This is a genomic window from Campylobacter portucalensis (assembly GCF_009690845.1).
Lineage (GTDB): Bacteria > Campylobacterota > Campylobacteria > Campylobacterales > Campylobacteraceae > Campylobacter_B > Campylobacter_B portucalensis.
This window is the reverse complement of sequence record NZ_VWSJ01000025.1, coordinates 1-19455: the sequence shown is the minus strand read 5'-3', so window position 1 is coordinate 19455 and position 19455 is coordinate 1. Positions and strand designations below refer to the sequence as shown.

General features: G+C 27.0%; 12 protein-coding genes. 5 read left to right on the top strand and 7 right to left on the bottom strand.

From position 1 onward, the window contains the following. The first annotated feature begins 2 nt into the window (after positions 1 to 2). Positions 3 to 1112: an RIP metalloprotease RseP gene (gene rseP / locus F1B92_RS06490; RefSeq protein WP_326833121.1), complete on the top strand. Its 1110-nt coding sequence runs from the start codon at positions 3 to 5 to the stop codon at positions 1110 to 1112. Then, positions 1112 to 1747: a YggS family pyridoxal phosphate-dependent enzyme gene (locus tag F1B92_RS06485; RefSeq protein WP_326833120.1), complete on the top strand. Its 636-nt coding sequence runs from the start codon at positions 1112 to 1114 to the stop codon at positions 1745 to 1747. The genes rseP and F1B92_RS06485 overlap by 1 nt, the downstream gene beginning before the upstream one ends. Here the strand turns inward: F1B92_RS06485 and F1B92_RS06480 are convergent. From F1B92_RS06480 to F1B92_RS06450, 7 genes are all read right to left on the bottom strand, one after another. After that, entirely contained in the window at positions 1740 to 4346 is a 2607-nt protein-coding gene (locus tag F1B92_RS06480; protein WP_195836310.1) for a M16 family metallopeptidase, read from the bottom strand. The two genes, F1B92_RS06485 and F1B92_RS06480, sit on opposite strands and share 8 nt — an antisense overlap. After that, complete coding sequence (locus tag F1B92_RS06475; RefSeq protein WP_154571051.1) at positions 4339 to 6162, bottom strand: DUF4857 domain-containing protein; 1824 nt, start codon at positions 6160 to 6162, stop codon at positions 4339 to 4341. Before F1B92_RS06475 ends, F1B92_RS06480 begins: the two co-directional genes overlap by 8 nt. Continuing rightward, entirely contained in the window at positions 6162 to 6998 is an 837-nt protein-coding gene (locus F1B92_RS06470) for an ATP-binding cassette domain-containing protein (protein WP_154571050.1), read from the bottom strand. The genes F1B92_RS06475 and F1B92_RS06470 overlap by 1 nt, the downstream gene beginning before the upstream one ends. Beyond that, positions 6998 to 9838 carry a TonB-dependent receptor gene (locus tag F1B92_RS06465; protein WP_195836309.1) on the bottom strand — a complete coding sequence of 947 codons (2841 nt, stop codon included), beginning with the start codon at positions 9836 to 9838 and terminating at the stop codon, positions 6998 to 7000. Before F1B92_RS06465 ends, F1B92_RS06470 begins: the two co-directional genes overlap by 1 nt. 145 nt (positions 9839 to 9983) lie before the next feature. Continuing rightward, entirely contained in the window at positions 9984 to 12308 is a 2325-nt protein-coding gene (locus F1B92_RS06460) for a TonB-dependent hemoglobin/transferrin/lactoferrin family receptor (RefSeq protein WP_195836308.1), read from the bottom strand. Positions 12309 to 12321: 13 nt separating this feature from the next. Continuing rightward, on the bottom strand, positions 12322 to 12804 hold the full coding sequence (locus F1B92_RS06455; RefSeq protein ID WP_154571047.1) for a flavodoxin domain-containing protein: 483 nt from the start codon (positions 12802 to 12804) through the stop codon (positions 12322 to 12324). 26 nt (positions 12805 to 12830) lie between these two features. Then, positions 12831 to 15398, bottom strand: a complete 2568-nt coding sequence (locus tag F1B92_RS06450; protein WP_154571046.1) for a translocation/assembly module TamB domain-containing protein — start codon at positions 15396 to 15398, stop codon at positions 12831 to 12833. A gap of 212 nt (positions 15399 to 15610) precedes the next feature. Between F1B92_RS06450 and groES the strand changes: the two genes are divergently transcribed. The 3 genes from groES to F1B92_RS06435 form a co-directional block, all read left to right on the top strand. Continuing rightward, on the top strand, positions 15611 to 15877 hold the full coding sequence (groES, locus tag F1B92_RS06445) for a co-chaperone GroES (RefSeq protein ID WP_154571045.1): 267 nt from the start codon (positions 15611 to 15613) through the stop codon (positions 15875 to 15877). Positions 15878 to 15895: 18 nt separating this feature from the next. Continuing rightward, the gene (groL, locus tag F1B92_RS06440; protein ID WP_154571044.1) at positions 15896 to 17533 is read left to right on the top strand and encodes a chaperonin GroEL; all 1638 of its coding nucleotides are present in this window, start codon (positions 15896 to 15898) and stop codon (positions 17531 to 17533) included. A 165-nt stretch (positions 17534 to 17698) separates the two neighbouring features. Then, the coding region (locus F1B92_RS06435) for a hypothetical protein (protein WP_154571043.1) at positions 17699 to 19455 on the top strand (1757 nt) is incomplete at its 3' end.

The window sequence follows — 19455 nt, the reverse complement described above, 5'->3', positions numbered from 1 at the left end:
TAATTAATTCTATAATAGCAATCTCCATTTTAACACTTGGACTTTTACATTGGGGGGCGTCATTTTTTATAACTATTTTAATCATATCATTTTTGATTTTTTTTCATGAACTTGGACATTTTTTGGCGGCAAAACATATGGGAGTGGCAGTTGAAACCTTTAGTGTTGGATTTGGAGAAAAACTTTATACAAAAAGAATAAATGGCACAGATTATTCAATAAGTGCAATACCTCTTGGCGGATATGTAAAGATGAAAGGTCAAGACGATGCAGATCCAACTTTAAAAAATTATGATAAAGATAGTTACAACTCACTAACGCCGATTAAAAGAATTTATATTTTATTTGCTGGACCATTTTTTAACCTTGTTTTAGCGTTTTTTATCTATATCTCACTTGGATATATAGGGGTTGAGAAACTAGCACCAAAAATTGGCACCATTCTTGACAATTCAGCTGCATCTTTATCAAACTTAAAACAAAATGATGAAATTTTAAGTATAGATGGCATAAAGGTAAAAGAGTGGGATGATATATCAAAACTTGTTGAAATAAAGCCTTTAAATTTAGAAATTTTAAGAAATGGTAAAGTCATAAACACTACTTTAACTCCTAAAATAGGCAAATCAAAAACTATTTTTGGCGAAGATATCCAAAAGCCACTAATTGGTATAAGTCCAAGTGGCGAGTTTGTAACTATATATAATAAAGGCTTTAGCTCTATCACTTATGCTTTTAGCGAAACTATAAAAGCTTCAACTCTTATTATAAAAAGTCTAGAAAAAATAGTAACTGGCGTAGTTTCTGCTAAAGAGATGGGTGGGATAATAGCAATCACTGATATAACAACAAAAGCAGCAAGCATTAGCATATCGGTGCTGTTAATTTTGACAGCTTTGATTTCTGTAAATTTAGGGGTTATAAATTTACTTCCAATACCAGTTTTAGATGGCGGACATATAGTTTTTAATCTTTATGAAATTATATTTAAAAAACCCGTTAATGAGAAAATTTTTACATATTTAAGTTATATGGGAATGGCTTTACTAGCTAGTTTGATGGTTTTTACAATAGTAAATGATATCTTAAGAATGACAGGATTTTACAATTGATAAATTTAAATGATTTTCTTGAAAGTATTGATAAAATTTCAAACCATAAAGTGAGTTTAGTTGCAGTTAGTAAGTATGTTGGAAATAATGAAATTTTAAATCTGCATACTCAAGGGCAAATTGATTTTGGAGAGAATAAAGTACAAGATTTGGTTAAAAAATCAGATGATTTTAAAGAGCTAAATTTAAATTGGCATTTTATCGGAAATTTACAAACTAATAAAATCAATGCCTTGCTCCGCACTCACCCTACCTTATGGCAAAGTTGCAACTCTTTAAATTTAGCTATAGCTGTAGATAAAAGGCTTGATTATACTCTTGATACTTTGTTAGAAATCAATATTGCTGATGAAAAATCAAAAAATGGAGCTAATAAAAATGAAGCTATAGAACTTTTTCATAAAATAAAGCAAAATTGCAAAAATATAAATTTAAAAGGCATTATGTGTATGGGTGCTAATAGTGATAATGAAAAATTAGTAGCAAAAAGTTTTGAAAATGCTTATAAAATCTACTCAAATTTAACTAAATTTGGGGCTGAAATTTTATCAATGGGAATGAGCGGGGATTATGAAATTGCTATCAAAAATGGGTCAAATATGATAAGAGTTGGAAGTTTGCTGTTTGCTAAATGATATGAGTAAAAATAGCCACAAAGTAGTTTTGATTGTTAAAATTTTCAGATATGGCAATCATAATATCGCTTGTTGAAATTTCATTAATCATTTTGATCTTTTCATCAAGTGTTAAAAATTTTTCATCATATATAAAGTGATTGATTAATAAATTTAATACAAATTCCGGATTTTTATATAAATTTTGGAATTTCAAAATAGCTGTTTTTTTATAATTTATTAAATACTCATCATCAATTAAATTTTTTGAATAATAATCTATAATATTTTTAATTTTTTTACTGATTGATTTTGCATTGTTGTTTAAAGTAGTAAAAGTTATCTGCCCAAAAGAGTGAATATATGGGTGCTTGACAAAAGAAGCATTAAAATTTACACCATATGTTTGAGCATCTTTTTCTCTTATATTTTGATTGATTAGAGTCTGTAAAATACTAACACTAGAATCAAAAATTTCGCTATTTTTGGGATTAAAATCATAGCTATTTGAGTTTAAAAATATATACACTTCATCTTTTTTAAAAGGATTGCTTTTATCTATAAAAATATGATTTCCTAAAATTGCCCTCACTCCATCATCAACAAAATTTAAATTTTCTTTATCATTTGGCAAGTTTGATATATTTTTTTCTATGAGTTCCAAAAGATGAGCAAATTTAATATCGCCTGTTATAAAAAATGTAAAATTTTGACTAAATTCATCTTTTAAGATTTGTTTTAAATTCTCTATATCAAAATCTAAATTTAGCTCTTTTTCATTATAATAAATCTCATTTAGCTTCATCTCAAATTTAGTTTTTGGCGATTTCTCTTCGTTTAAATTTGCAACAAAATCATTAAAAACTTCATTTGAAATTTTTGGATATAAAAAATCATTATGTAAAATCATAAAAGCATAATCAAGATTTGAAATCGTGGTTGTGATATTATAGCTAGAGCTTAAATTTCCTATGCTTTTATTTATAAGTAAATCATTTTTAAAAAACTCATCCAACTCTTTTTTTGAGTATTTTTCGGTACCACTTAAATTTGATATCTCAAATGCTGCTTTTAAAAAGCTAGCGTTTTTTGAAGCAGCCAAACCGCCCTTTTTTACTGCAGAAATATATACTTTTTGACTTTTTGCTGGCTTAAAAATAATCTTTTTTCCATCTGCATCTATGATAAAAATCTCTAAATTTTTATCATATTGATATTTTACATTTTTATTTGGCTTTAATGTTTTAAAAGTTGGCTTTATCTGATTGTTTTGTTTTAGTAAAAATTCTTTAGTATTTTTTAAAATACTGCCCAAATCATTAATCTCAATAAAAGACTCAAATATAAATTTATCAAAATTTATAAGTTGATTTAAAAACTCGTTAAACTCTTTTAAATTTAAATTGTTGATTAGTTTTAAATTTAGATTAAACTCATCTTTAAAACCTAAAACAAAACTATTTTCATTTATATTTTTTATCATATCATTTAATTGATTTAGCGGGGATGGATATTTTGAATAATATAAAAAAACCTCTCTTAAAAGCTCTTTTTTAGCAGAATTAAAATAGCTTTCATCTATGCCATTTTTTAACATCTTCAATACACTTATCAACTCAAACAAATCATCATATTTTAAACTTTTTATGTAAAATTTATTTAAATTTTTTTGATTTAGTATATTTATCGAGCTAAATTTAATCTCATTTTTTAAACTGTTTTTATAGTTAATTTCTAGTAAAATTTTACTCAATAAATTAAATTTAATATCATTTAAAAAACCATCTTCATTTATTTTTGGTAATTTTTTAGTTTCAAAATAAAAAGCCATTTCATCTATAAGGGGATTTATAAAAGTTATATTTTTATCTATAAATTTAATCTCTTCTTTGCGGTCATTACATTTAAATTTATTATCCAATTTAGCAAAATGCTTATCTATACTAGCTTTTAATCTCTTTGTATCCATATCTCCTAAAATAAAAAGCGTAGTATTGCAAGGATTATAATGCCTAAAATACAGCTCTTTTAATACTTTTTTATTTGCTTTTTTAATAACTTCTAAATCTCCAATAGGCAAGCGTTTTGTATATAAACTATCTCCGTAATACAGCTTTAGTCTTGATTTAAAAATTCCATACTCTTTATCATCTCTTTGGATGGCTTCATTTAAAATAATATTTTTTTCTTTTTGGATTTCATCTTCTTTAAAAGCAAGATTGTATAGAATAGAACTAAAAAATTTAAGTGCAGTGTCTAAATTATCATCACTATTTAAAATTTGTATTTTAAAATTTGTGCTTTCAAAATCAGTAAAGGCATTTAAATTTAGTCCGATTTTTACGCCTTTGTTTTGTAAGGTAGATAAAATTTCATCTCTTGAGTTAGATAGTGTAGAGTTAAAAGATAGATGCTCTAAAAAATGTGCTAGTCCTAACTGGCTATCATTTTCATTTATCGAGCCAAAATTTAACTTCATCTCTATAAATAAAAAATCACTATAATTAAATGGTTTTTGATGATAAAAAGTAAGATTATTATCTAAAACACCCTTATAATAGCTATTTTGATAAGCAAAAAGATTTATAAAACTCAAAATAAAAACTACAAATTTAATCATCTCTATCTCTATAAGCAAAAGCTGAAAATAATGCACTAAATCCAAATAAAAGTATAAAAATAGAATCTATAAATTTTTTATAAAAGATAAAATACAAAATAGATAAAATTGAGTTTAAAATAATCATTTCATAAAATATTTTATCAAAATAAAATGTAAATTTATAGTCAAAAATATCTAATTTTATTGGTAAAAAATATTTTAAAATTTCGCTATATTGGACATTTTTATCTAAAATATTTTTTGCAAAAAAGGTATAATCAGGATTTAGAACATAGGTTATTATTTGTTCGCCATTATCTAAAGTTATGATTTTGTGAAGCGGATTTACTTCATAAGTTATATCAAAATTTTTCAAATCATCTTTTATTGGAAACTTTATAAATTTATAATCATCATAACTAATAACTCCGATTTCATCACTGCTAATCATTAATGCGTGATACTCATATCTAACATTTTCATCAATTTTTATAAAAATTGGATGCTTGATTAAGCCCGTATCTTTTAGATCAATAGATCCATTTGTAAATTTTAAGTGCCAAATTTTATCTTTGCTATCCACTAAAAACACACCATCATCAAAATTTTTTAAAATTGTGCTATTTTGAAAGTATTTAATGAGAGGAAAATTAAAATGTTTAAAAGCCTCATTAAATAATTTTGTATAATCTCTATCTATAGATAAATTATTGACATTTAAAACTACTTTTTTATCAAAATCTATTAAAAAATCAGGATATTTAAGTCTTAAATATTTTGGTTGTGATTCTATCAAACCTACATATGGAAAATTTTTATATTTATGCTCATCTTTTTTGATGGTTGTTGATTGAGAATTTAGAGTTATTAAAGATGTATCATTTTCAAAAAAATCAAATTTAGATGGGAAATTTTTAATAGAACTTAAATAGTAGTAAAAATCAAATGGTAAATTATAAAAATATTCATCCTCGCTTATCTCTTTATCATCTATAATGTGGGTTGTTTGTCTGTTTTTTATATCAAATTTAGTTGTAATAAAATCATTTAAAACTGGCGAAAATTTCACTCGATACTCTATATAATTTTGATTTTTAATTTTAGATATCAACCCATAAAAACAGAAACTAAAAACAAAAGAGCCAAATAAAATCAAAAATACTTTTTGTAATAAATTACATTTTTGAATTGTAAAATTTAGATTAAGACAAACATAAATAAAGGCAAGTAACTCATAGTATATTAAATTTTCATTTAAATAAAAAGCTTGTTGATAGATGATGGCTGGATTTATTTTTAAATATATAAAAACTAAAATAAAATTTATTAAAATATTATATAAATATAAAATTTTACTTTTAGAAAAAAATAAAGCTATAGCGTTAATATAAAGCGTGCTGGCAAAAAATACATTTAAGATTAAAAATTTAATTAAAACTCTAATAATCTCATCTAAAAAATAAGCACTAAAAATAAAATAAAACAATATTATCAAACTTCCATATACTATTAAAATCAAGCAAAAGCCTATAAAAACCATTTTCAAAATAATCTTATCTAATGGTATAAAACGAAGAAGTTTTAATCTTTTAATCTCCATATATCCAAAACAAAGTCCGCAAAATAGCCCAAATGCTAAATTTAATATATCGATAAAATAAAGATTGAAATTTTTTGTGTATATAAATTGTAAATTTATGTCTTTTATTGAATTTGAGTTAATGATTTGCATAAAATTTATAAGAAAATAGCTTATAAAAACAAGATATAAAGCTAAAAAAAACAGATATACTCTTTTGATTTTTTGAAACTCTTTTATAATTAAATATATCATTAATACCTTCCAATAAGCCCTAAAAATGCCTCTTCAAAATCCATTTTTATCTTTTGTTTATCGTTTAGTTCAAAAAATCCATAAATTTTCTTTTCATTTTTATTTATTTGTAACATTGAAGTGATATTTAAATTTTCATCCCTAAAATCGCCATCCACTAAATACCCATTAAAATTTTGTTGAAAATCTTTAACATCCATAATAATTGGCTTTTTATCATTTTGCAAGACTACCATTTTTGTTAAAATTTCATCTAAATTTGACACTATGTGAGTTGTTAATAATATAGTTTTTGTTTTGTCTTTTATATAATTTTTCAAATACTCCAAAAAAAGACTTCTATATCCAGCATCAATTCCTAAAGAGTAATCATCAAGTATTAAAATTTCTGGATTTATAGATAGTAACAAGGCTAAAACTACTTGAGATTTTTGCCCACAAGATAGGGTATTGATATATCTTTTTAAATCAACTTTTAATTTATCTAAAAAATCTAAAAATATATCATCTTTAAATTTCTCTTGATAAAAATATCTGTAGAGATTGTGAATTTGGCTTATTTTTAAATAATCATAACAAACAAAACCCTCATATAAAATCCCTATTTTAGATTTTTGATCATTAGATAGATGTTTAATGTCTGTATCAAATATAAAAATTTCTCCACTTTTTGGAGTTAAATTTCCAGTAAGTAAATTTAAAAATGTGCTTTTACCAACTCCATTTTTACCCAAAAGCCCAACAACTTCGCCTCTATTTATCTCAAGGCTAAAGTTGTTGTAAATCGATCTATTTTTATAGCTAAAATTTAGATTTCTACACCCTATAATACTCATTAAAATTTAAATCCAAGCTCCAAATAAAACTGTCTTCCACGATTATACACTAGCTCATCTTTATAGTTTTCTCCGCCCCCTGTTGTGTTTTTATGGCCGCCATCATTAAAACCTATAACGCTTTTTTTATTCAATATATTAAGCACATCTAAATTTACAAACAACGAGCTATTTTTATATAAATTTTTTGCATAAGAAAGTCTAAGATCCCAGTTTAAAAATCCACTATATTTTTTTGTTTCAATAACAGGAATGCTCAATCCACTATCTTCATCATCACTACAACTTCCATTTTTTAAATAGCAATATTTAGTGGTTAAAACATTCATTTTATAAGGACCTACATAGCTAAAAAAGTTAGAAAATGATAAATTCCATTTAGGAAATTTTGTGGTAGTTCTAAGCCTTAAAGTATAAGGTGTGTTAAAATTTTCAGAAGGTCTTTTTCTCAAAATTTTGCCATTATATGAGATTAACTCATAATAATCTTGTTCTTTTGCAAATTCGTTATTTCTTTCAGTTTTTGAGTAGTCAAAACCAATCTCAAAATCATTATATGTATTTAAAATTTTAAAACTATTTTGATTTTTAAATGAGATAGTATAAATATCGCTTTTACTAAACCCATCATTTGCATAGTATCGATATTTTGTTTTTTCTACACCGCTTCTTTTATCTTTTTCTTTAATATTATGAAGCTTGACTTGATCTTTACCTTTTCTATTTATATACTTTAACATTAAATCAAAATTATTAAATTTATAATTTACAGAAAAACCTATCTCATCATCATATGGAATTTTTAAATTCTTATATAAATTTTCTTGAGGATATTTGCTTAATTTCCAAGGAGTTTGCGGATTATCTCTACTTCCTTTATACATCAAATTTTGAGTAATTGCATCATCTAGTGCAAATGCAAAAGAGCTTCTCCCATAGTATCTATTAGCACCCAAACTAAACACTAAATTTTCATCATCAAATACATCAAAACTAGCCAAAAATCTAGGTGCTAAAGTGTGTTTTTTAGTATAATTATCAAAGTCATATCTAAGCCCTGGTCTTATCAATAATCTTTTATATCTAATCTCATCATCCAAATAAGAGCCAATTTTATGCACTTTAACTCTCACGCTTCCTGGTCCATATATATCAGCTACCCCTGCAAATTGAACTACACCTGTACCATCAGCATAACAAAATGGATCGTTTTTTTGACATTTTTCAAATTCTTTTTTTACGCCACTATCGCCCATTGATTCAAAACTATATTCTTGATTTAATAATTCTAAAATATCAGCATTTCCCTCTAACTCATCAGCTTTATCTTCAAACCATTGAGCTAATTTTTGGTTTTTTAACATAGTTTCAGGATCTTTTTCTTTTGATGCTTCTTTTTTCAAATGCTCTGCGTGTTTTTTTAATTCCTCTGCTTTTTTCTTATACTCACTTTTAACTGCATCAAAAATTCTGCCATTTTTTTCATATTTTGTAGCACCGATTTGATAACTTCTCTCATTAGAGCTAAATTTACCAATTTTATATTCATACTCTAAACCAAAATTTATCTTATGAGTAGTATCTTTTAATGCAAATTCATTGCTTAATGAATCAAAAGAGTAACTAAAATTTTGTTGAGATTGCTCTACATCCCCATATCCGCCTTCGTAAGATTTAGTATTTAAATTTCCTAAATCATCTGGTTTTTTAGAGTTAAAAAGTTCGCCCCAATTTTTTCTATTTTTATCAAACCACCAAGCTATAAAGTAGTTTGTATCGCTATCTCTTTTGGTGTGTAAATTTTGATATCCGAAATTTTGAGTTATGGCAAAATTATCAAACTCGCCCTTTAACTCAAAGCCTATATTATAATCTTTGCTTTTTTGCTTAGAGTAAGAATCAAAAGAGTTAGCCAAATAGTTATCTTCGTTGCTGATTGTATAGTTGATAACAGGTGTTAAAGTAAAAGTGTCATTTATGTGCCATATGCCTTTTACAAAAAAGTTATCAATGCTCTTTTTTAGCTTTTTATCCATCGTTTTTGAAAATTCTTTATTTATAAATAAAGAGTCAAACTCGTTTTGTTTAAATTTGGAGCTGTTTTTTGTATAGCCAAAAATCAAACCAAAATTATCACTCAAATACCCCTCTAAATTTAAACGGTAAGCTGTTTTTAAAAAATCATCGTGATGAGGGATTATGGAACCGTGATCTCCAACTCTTTTTTCATAACTATCTCTTTTGATTTTTGTCCAGCCATCCCTTGTGTGAGAGACGCTAAATTTACCTGAGAAATCTTTTGTAGGAGTTTTTGTTTTTGCTTTGACAACTCCACCTGTAAAACCGCCATATTTAGCAGGGATAAAACTATCATGAATTTCTAAAGACTCCACTAAATCTATATCTAAATTTATGCCCTGAGTCTTAGAATCCAACAATCCAAAAGGATTTGTGTGATTGTCGTTAAATTTCTTCAAGACTTGAGGGTTTAGATCATTATTCATGCCATAATTATCAATCATAAATTTATTTTGATAATGATGTGCTCCATTTATGCTTATATCTTGAGCTGAGATATCGGCTAGATTGTTTGAAGTGTGAGAGTTATTAAATCTAACATTTGGATTGATTTTTAAAAAAGAAGTTATATCGCCATTTTGAGTGGCTAATTGATTTATAACATTTTTATTGATTATGCTACTACCCCCCCCCATTTTGCTAACGGTATTTTGAGTAGAGTTTTTTTCATTATAAATAACATCTACTTTATCTAACTTGATTTTATCCATTGAATACAAAAAAGAACAAAGCGTGATAGAAAATAAAATCGATTTTTTCATCATGTTTTCCTTATTAAAATTAAATTTATGATAAATTATATAAAATTTTTATTAAAAATAATCTTAATTATCATTTAACTTATATTTTTAAAATAGTTATAGAAATTTTAAAAACGCCACTTGTTTAAGCAGCGTTTTAAATGATTTAAAATTTTATTTCAAATGAAGCTGAAAAATTTCTACCAGGCGAAGTTAATCTCTCCCACCCTAAAACATTTCCATTATCTGCTGTTGTTATAGTTAATGTTCCGTTTTCTTTAGACTCTCTTATAGTGTCCCAAGTCGTGTATTTTTTATCAAAGATATTAAATACTCCAAAATTTACTTTAAAATTTTCGCTTATATTCCATGAAGTTGTTAAATCCCAAACAACATAACTATTGCTTAAATATGGATATGTTTTGATTTTTGCTGCTTTTTTTAAATTTCCACTGTTATCAACTAGCTTATATTTTGTATCGTTTTTTGACTTAGCTTTTTGATATCTTGCATCAAGTAAGATGCTAAATTTAGGATTTTCATACCCTACTCCAAATAAAGCTGTAAGTGGTTCAATAGCCATCAAAGACGTGCCATCTGATTTTTTGCCAGTTTGATAAGCTAGTTTTAAATTTACAAAAAATCCATCCAAATTTAACATCTCGCCTCTTAATATAGAATTTATCTCAAACCCTTTTATAGTTGCACTGCTTGAGTTTTGATATTGAAATGCTTTATTTTCCTTTTTTTCAAATTTATAACCGCCATTTTTCCAATCGCGTTTTTTTATCATTTCATATGAGATTATTTCACCCAACTCGATATAGTTTTTATATCTTGTATAAAAAGCTGTAAGATCAAAAGCAAAATTATCATTTTCAAAATTTAGTGAAATTTCATTATTTTGCGAAGTCTCTTTTTTGAGATCTGGATTTGCTAAATGTGGCGTTCCAAACGAGGTTAAATCCGTAATATAAGCTTCTTGTATACTTGGAAATTTAAAACCTGAGCTAAATTTATAACCTAAATTTAAATTTTCAATCAACTCATAATTTATCTCAAAAAGATAAGAAAATGCAACAGAACTTGTCTTTTTAAGTCCTGGAAAATCAAATTTTTTACTATAATTTGGTAAATGGCTAGATTTTGGAGATACCTTTTGTCTATCATATCTAAGTCCAAAATTTAAGCTTAAATCATCACTCAATTGAGCATAATCGCCCAAATAAAAATAAAATGAATTTGTATGAATCGGCTTTGTAAGAGTGTATTTATAAGAGCTGCCATAGTTATCGCCATAAAAACTATCATTAATAAATTTATTTTTATAGTAACCAACTCCACCATAAAAACTATGATAGGTATTAAAAAATTTTAAATCTGTAGTATTGACTTTTAAGTTGATTTGACTTGTCGTTTGTGTATTTTGAGAGATCTCTTTTACATGCGGTATTTTGCCGCTATTGTGATAAAGCTCCAAAGTATCGCTTTGATAATTTTGCTTTACCTCTTGCTTTGCAAGCTGTAGTTTTAAATTTTCAATTCCCCCCCCCCGATTGCTATATTCATAAACTGCTGAGACTCTTTTATACGGAGTTGTGTCTTTTTGAAATTTATTACTCACAGAAGCGTGAGTGCTATAGTTTTTTATATCATTTTTAATACTTTTTCTATCGTAGGAAAAATTTATAAAATGATTATCATTAAATCTATATCCAAGCTTAAAAAGATAAGCGTTTGAGTTATAAATGAGCGGATCTGGATAAATTCTTGTATATCCAACTAATCTACTAAATTTATTATGAACGCCATTATCTATTGCTTCATTAAATTTATCAGCAATTTCTCGGTTTTGCAAAATAAAAGTCTCATCATATCCATACCAAGTTTTAGTTTCATGCCCTCTTCTTTTAGTGTATTGAGCTAGCCCTTCAAAACCTTTTGCTTTAAAACCAGCTCCCAAAACTTGCTTAAATTCTCTATTTTTAGAAGCATAACCTGTTTTGCTATAAAATCCAAAATTTTTACCATCGCCAATAAAATCATCAGCACTTTTAGTTTTCATAAAAACAACACCACCTAAAGCACCATTTCCAGACTCTAAAGAATTTGAACCTTGATCTATTTTTAGATAGCTTAAATTTTCAAGCTCTACTAAACTTCTAGAGCCACTTATTCTTCCTTGTTTTTGGAAAAATGTAGGGTTGAAGCTTTGAGAAGCCTCAACTCCATCAACTTTTATGGAGATTCTATTTCTATCAACGCCCCTCATTGCAAAGCCGTTACTTCCACTTCTACCGCCATCAACACTCCCAACACCAACATATTTTTTAACTAAATCTTTTTGATCGTTTATATGAGATGATGAAATTTTGCTGGAGCTTATCTCTTTTTGTGCATTTTCAATCCTCTCTGTAACAACAACTTCATCAAGCATAATCTCATCAGCATAAGCCAAATTTAGAATCAAAACTAATGATAATTTTCTCAAAAATACTCCTTTATTAAATCTCATTTTTTAAATTTTCGCACCATTTTTTAGCTCTTTTTTGCCAATTCTCATCACCTTTAAAATCCACGCAAAGCCCTATAAATTTACCATTTATAAAAGCAGATGAATTTTGTATTTCATACCCATCAAGATCGCTTGAACCAACTCTTGTAGCAGCTTTTATCTTCGGCAAAAACTCAACCAAAGATGAGCAAAAACTATCAGCATGCCTAGCCAAGCCCCCAACTCCTATCAAAGCTACTTTTTTATCACTAAACTTAACTCCATCAAGTAAATTTATTTTTTCTAACCAATCTTCCTGAAGCTCGCCAAATCCATAGCTTGAGCTAGCAAATATAAGAGTGCTAAATTTACTAAACTCATCGACGCTTTTTACATCTTTTATATTAAAAATTTTAGCATCCAACTCATTGCCAATAAAATTAGCAACATCTCTTGTAGAACCTTTGCTACTTCCATAAAAAATTCCTACCATTTTTTATCCTTTCTTTTAAATTTAATCTAAAAAAGACTTTTTATTAACCCTTTTACTCCATCTTTTATCAAATCATCTTCAATATCTAAATTTTGATTTTGTGTGTTTGCGTTATTTTTTTTATGATTAAAAAGCTTATCAAGCCCCTTATCTATCTCCTTATATATTTTTTTTTGTAAATAATCCGATCTAACATCATATTTAGGATTTTTTGTAGTTCCAGTGATATTTACGCTTAAATCTGTTTTTTCAACTTGCATAAAAATTGGTATATTAATATCTGATGTTACTGTATTTAAAGTCGCTTTTGTAGTGTTTATCTCCATTTTTGGAGCTTTTAATTTTGAATCAAATTTTACTAATCCTTTATTGATATTTCCTCTCACAAAAGAATCATTAAAAATTTGTTTTGTTATATCTTTTTGGACAGCCAAACTAACAACAGTTGTAAGACCACTCTCTTTTAAACGACCGTTATTTATAGTGATATCAAAAAAACCTTGTTGTTTTAGTGTGTTATAGTTTAAAATCATATCTCCAACTCCTTCATAAAAATCACTAAAATCAAGCATTTGAGTAAGTTTAGATATATTGAATTTATCAAAATTTGCATTAAAATTTTCATTATTTAAATTGGCTTTAAATTCACCATCAAGAAGTTTAGAATTAGCAGTTAAAATGAAATTTGTAGAGTCTTTTTTAATATCTCCATTTAAGGATACAAAACCTATCATTTTTCTACCAGTAATAAAAGCTAATTTCGAAAGATCGCCTATATTGGCTATATATTTTGCATTTAAAATTCCACTATTTATCTCAAATTTACCATCAAATTTACTTACATTTGCTAAATCAGAATTTATATTTGCATTAAAATTTGCTACTGAGTTTATTAAATTGCAATCAATCATAGCATTAAATTTTGTATTTTTTGGAAAATCTTTATTGAGAATTTTACTAAGCTCCACATCATTTAAAATTCCATTATTTAAATTAACGTTCATCTTTCCATTTAAATTTTTAAAATCATTTAGATTAATATCTGCTTCTAAAATTCCACTAGCAAGAGAATTTTTGCCTATTAAAGCAAAAATATCATTTAAATTTATATGAGAAATTTTAGCCTTTAAATTTTGTCCATTTGAAGACGCTTTGATATCTCCACCAAGGGTTTTTATATCTAAATTTAGATCATTTATGGCATTATTAATCATCGATATATCGCCATTTGCATATAAATTTCCATTAAGAGTCTGTTTTGTAAGCTCTTTAAATTTACTCAAATCATCCACATTTGCTTTAAAATTTGCTTTTAAATTTTTATTTTTTAAATCATAAATAGCGTTTAAATTTGAAATATCAAATAAATTTGAGTTTAAATTTGAATTTAAATTTACAACCCCATTTGCTATTTTAATTTTTGATTTGATAGCGAAATTATTATTTTTTGGAAAGTCTAAATTTGATAGCTTTTTAAAATTATGTGCAACTATTTTACCATCATCTACATTTAAAATACCATCTCCATTTATGCTATCAAAATCATAGAAATTATCTATTTTTATATTTCCATTTATGGTTCCCAAAACTGCTTTTGGCATAGAAATAACACCCATTAAGTCGCTAATTTGTATACCTTTTATATCTGAATTTAACATATTATTTTTTAAATGAGCCACAATTTCTCCGCCAAAACCAAATAGATTAAAATCTACAAACTCAAGCTTATTATTTGCAAATTTTAAAGCACCATTTAAATCGATATTTCCATTTAATTTTTGTTTAACAAAAGGCTCTAAATTTTTTAAATCATCTATCTTAACACCAAAATCACTTTCTAAATTTTTAGTATTTAAGTCAAATTTGCTATCATTTGCAAAAATGTAAGCTATATCAGAAATCAAATTTGTGCGTGCGTGCAAAATATCATCTTTTAAATTTATAAATGAGCTAAAATTTAAAGGCATATCTTTAGGTAGAGTTATATTTATATCTTTTAAATTTTCTCGATTTGCTACCAAATTTGACGATGTGATATTTGCTTCACCTATTCCGTTTTTGATATTTGCTACAGCATTAATACTTCCAGTTAAATAAGCAGGCTTATTTAAAATCGCTAAAGTCTTAGCAATATTTAATCCGCGTGCGTCTAAATCAATATTAAAAGGCTTAAAATCTTTTAAATTTGCTAAAAATCTAACATTGCTATCAAGCATTTTTCCGACACCATTGATGCTAAAATTCTTTAAATCACCTTTTATTTTTCCAGCAAGGCCCATATTTTCATTTAAATTAACATTAAAAGTCTTTAAATTTTGAATGTTTATTTCATAGTTTAAATCAAAATTTTGCGAAAAAATAGAATATTTACCGCTAATATTTGAAAAAATTTCATTATTTATGTTAGTTTTTAAAGATAAGCTTTTAAAATTTATATCAAATTCGCTAAATTTAACATCATAACCACTTTTTTCTTTTATAATCTTTTCCACATATGGTTTTGTTATGTTATTTCCAAAGTCTGTAAAAACTATTATATACATAAAAATCAAAATAAAAATTAAAATACCGCCACAAATTTTAATCACCTTCATAAAATCTCCTTTTAAATTTAATCGTAAATTATATCTTATTTTTGTAAATTTATGAGTTTATATTTAAACTATATCTTGAGTGAATTTCACTAAACTTTTATGATGAATTTATATATAAGTATTGACAAAGTAACAAAATTTAACTATAATTTCATCACTTAAAAGCATAGAGTGCTAAAAATTAAGTAATTTTATTTTAAAAAGGATGAAGAATGAATTTCAAACCACTTGGAAAACGTGTTTTAATCGAACGCGAAGAGGAAACAAAAACAACAGCTTCTGGCATAATAATACCAGATAATGCATCAAAAGAAAAACCACAATCAGGCAAAGTTGTGGCTGTTAGCGAAGAATGTGAATGTAGCTTAAAAGTCGGAGATATCGTAATGTTTGCTAAATATTCTGGTAGCGAAATAATTTTAGACGATAAAAAATATCTAGTTTTAAACTGTGAAGATGTTTTAGGCGTAGTTGCATAATAAATTTAAGGAGATAAAATGGCAAAAGATATAATTTTTTCAGATGAAGCAAGAAATAAACTTTATGGTGGCGTTAAAAAACTAAATGACGCCGTTAAAGTAACAATGGGACCAAGAGGAAGAAACGTTTTAATCCAAAAAAGTTTTGGTGCTCCAACTATAACAAAAGATGGTGTTAGCGTAGCAAAAGAGATAGAACTAAAAGATTCTTTAGAAAATATGGGTGCGGGTTTAGTAAAAGAAGTAGCTAGCAAAACAAACGATCAAGCAGGCGATGGCACAACAACAGCTACTGTTTTAGCTCACGCTATTTTTAAAGAAGGTTTAAGAAATATTACAGCTGGTGCAAATCCTATTGAAGTTAAAAGAGGTATGGATAAAATCACAACCGCTTTAATCGAAGAATTAAAAAATATTTCAAAACCAGTAAATGGCAAAAAAGAGATAACTCAAGTTGCTACAATTTCAGCAAATTCAGACGAAAAAATCGGAAATTTAATAGCTGATGCGATGGAAAAAGTAGGAAAAGATGGCGTTATAACCGTCGAAGAAGCAAAATCAATCGATGATGAGCTTAATGTTGTTGAGGGAATGCAATTTGATAGAGGATATCTAAGTCCATATTTTATTACAAATTCAGAAAAAATGGTAGTTGAGTTAAGCAGTCCTTATATTTTACTTTTTGATAAAAAGATTGCAAATTTAAAAGATTTACTTCCAGTTTTAGAAGAAGTCCAAAAAACAGGAAAGCCACTTTTAATTGTTGCTGAAGATATTGAAGGTGAAGCCTTGGCAACTTTAGTTGTAAATAAACTTCGTGGTGTTTTAAATATAAGTGCTGTAAAAGCACCTGGATTTGGTGATAGAAGAAAAGCAATGTTAGAAGATATAGCTATTTTAACAGGTGGCGAAGTTGTTAGTGAGGAACTAGGAAGAACGCTAGAAAGTGCAAATTTAGGTGATTTGGGTCAAGCAGAAAGAGTGGTTATAGATAAAGATAATACCACAATCGTAAATGGTGCAGGTGAAAAAGCAGCTATTGAAGCAAGAATTTCACAAATAAAAGCTCAAATCATAGAAACTACAAGCGATTATGATAAAGAAAAATTGCAAGAAAGATTGGCAAAATTAAGTGGTGGCGTAGCGGTTATAAAAGTAGGTGCTGCAACAGAAACTGAAATGAAAGAGAAAAAAGATAGAGTAGATGATGCTCTTTCTGCCACAAAAGCAGCCGTAGAAGAAGGTATAGTTATAGGTGGCGGTGCAGCTTTGGTTTGTGCAAGCAAAAAGGTAAATTTAAATTTATCTGGTGATGAGCTAATAGGAGCTAATATCGTAAAAAGAGCTCTTTTTGCACCAATTAGACAAATAGCAGAAAATGCGGGATACGATGCTGGTGTAGTAGCTAATGAAATTGCTAATAGTAAAGATGATAAGCGTGGATTTGATGCCGCAAATGGTGAATATGTGGATATGTTTGAAGCTGGCATTATAGATCCAGTAAAAGTATCAAGAGTAGCTCTTCAAAATGCAGTTAGCGTGGCTAGCTTATTGCTAACTACAGAGGCTACAATTAGCGATATTAAAGAAGATAAACCAGCTATGCCTGATATGAGTGCTATGGGCGGAATGGGTGGTATGGGTGGTATGATGTAACACACCACCATTATCTTTTAAATTTGGCGTGGATTACCACGCCATTAATTTTCTTTACCAATCTCATACTAATTCTGCATTTTATTTAAATAATATTCCTATTTTTCAGCCAACCTTAAGGGGGGGGGGTATAATAAGTCCTTATGTTTATTTGAAAGGAAAAAAATGAGTATTTATTCAAAACGTTTAAAATTTCTATCTTTAGCTTTAATTGCAGCTTTTGGTTGCAACTCTATGCTCTTAGCTGGTATGCCTAAAGAAGGAAACTTTTTAGGTGAAACACAAAAAGAACAATTAGAAAAAGTCTTGCAAGAGTTTCAAGAAGAAGCAGAAAAAGGGCTTCAAGCAATAAGCAATAATTTGGAAAAATATTACCACAAATCTAAAGATTTTAAAGAATTGTTAAAAGAAATAGGAAGCGAAGTTGAAGGAGATTTTCCTCGTTTAAAAGACGCATACATAAACAATGATATAGAAACGATTTCAAAAGACATCGTAGTTATTGAAGAAAAAATTCAAGAATTGGTTAAAAATGATAATAATGAAAGCATCAAAGGTTTTAGAGAAAAACTTCAAGAAATACAAGATTTAGAAAAAAATTTAATAGAAAAACAAGAAGAACTTACCCAAGGTTACGAACAAATCAAGCAACATGGCAATAAAAAAGAGAGTATTCAAAAATTAATACAAGAACAAGAAAAAAAATTTAGTAAACTACTAGAAGAACTTAAAGAATACGATCCATATATTTTAGATGATGGCGAAGATAATAAAACAATCAAAAACCCATCTCAAACACACCCTAATATTAGTGATGGAACAGATAATTCTAATAATCCAGGTGCAAGCAACCAAGACTCTCAACTAGCTCCTGGCGGTTTTGTGTCTAATCAAAATAGTGAATTAAAAAAAGTATTAGAAGAATTTGAAGATCAAGCAGAAGATAGACTAAATGAAGTAATTAAAGATTTAGAAATATACTCTAAAACTTTTGAAAATTTTAAAGAATTATCAAATTTGCTATCTAGTAATCAAAATTCACAAGATACAAATTTAGATGGCATCATACAAAAATTTAAAGATGAAATAGAAAAAACTGAAAATAAAATTCAAGAATTAAGCAAATATAATGAATTTCAAATACTTGCTCAAGAAATACAAGCACTAAATGAAGAAATACAATCACTAGAAGAGCTAATACAAAAGCAACAAGAAGTTCTTATTAAAAAATATGATGAAGCAAAAAATAATGGCAAGGATCAAGAAAAAATAAAAAAAATCATACAAAAGCAAGAAGAAGAGTTTGAAGAATTTGAAGAGAGGCTTATTGCAGATGACCCTGATAAAATATCAGAAATAGATAGTAGCTTAAATTCAATTCCTCCAAAAAATAGAGTAACTAAAAATGTTTTTAAAGAATTTATAGAAGGCACTAAAATAAAAATAGATGAATTAAAAAAACAGCTTCAAGAATACAAAATCACATCATCAAAGTCTCCTAACAACGAAGAAGTAAAAGAAAAAATTAAAGAATTTCAAGAAAAAATTTTAGAATTTGAAAAAGAATATAAAGAAAAGCTTGAAAAAGTTGAAGAAGAAATAAATCTTGATCAAACCAGAAAAAATTTATCAGCTAAAATAGAAAAACAAACTCAAGAAATAAAACAAAAAACCGAAGAACTCACTCAAGAAATTAAAAAAATAGAAGAAAGAGAAAAACTTCAATCAGATTCTAGCAACCCAGATAATCAAAAAGATAACAACTCAAATACAAGTGGTGGTGAAAATAACGGTAAAGATAGCACTCCAGATCAACCAAATAAAAAAGAAGGAATGCAAAACGACGCACCACAAGCTGGCAAAAAAGATGAAAATGGTAAAGGTGGGGGTTTAAATAATACTCCAAACACTAAACAAGAACA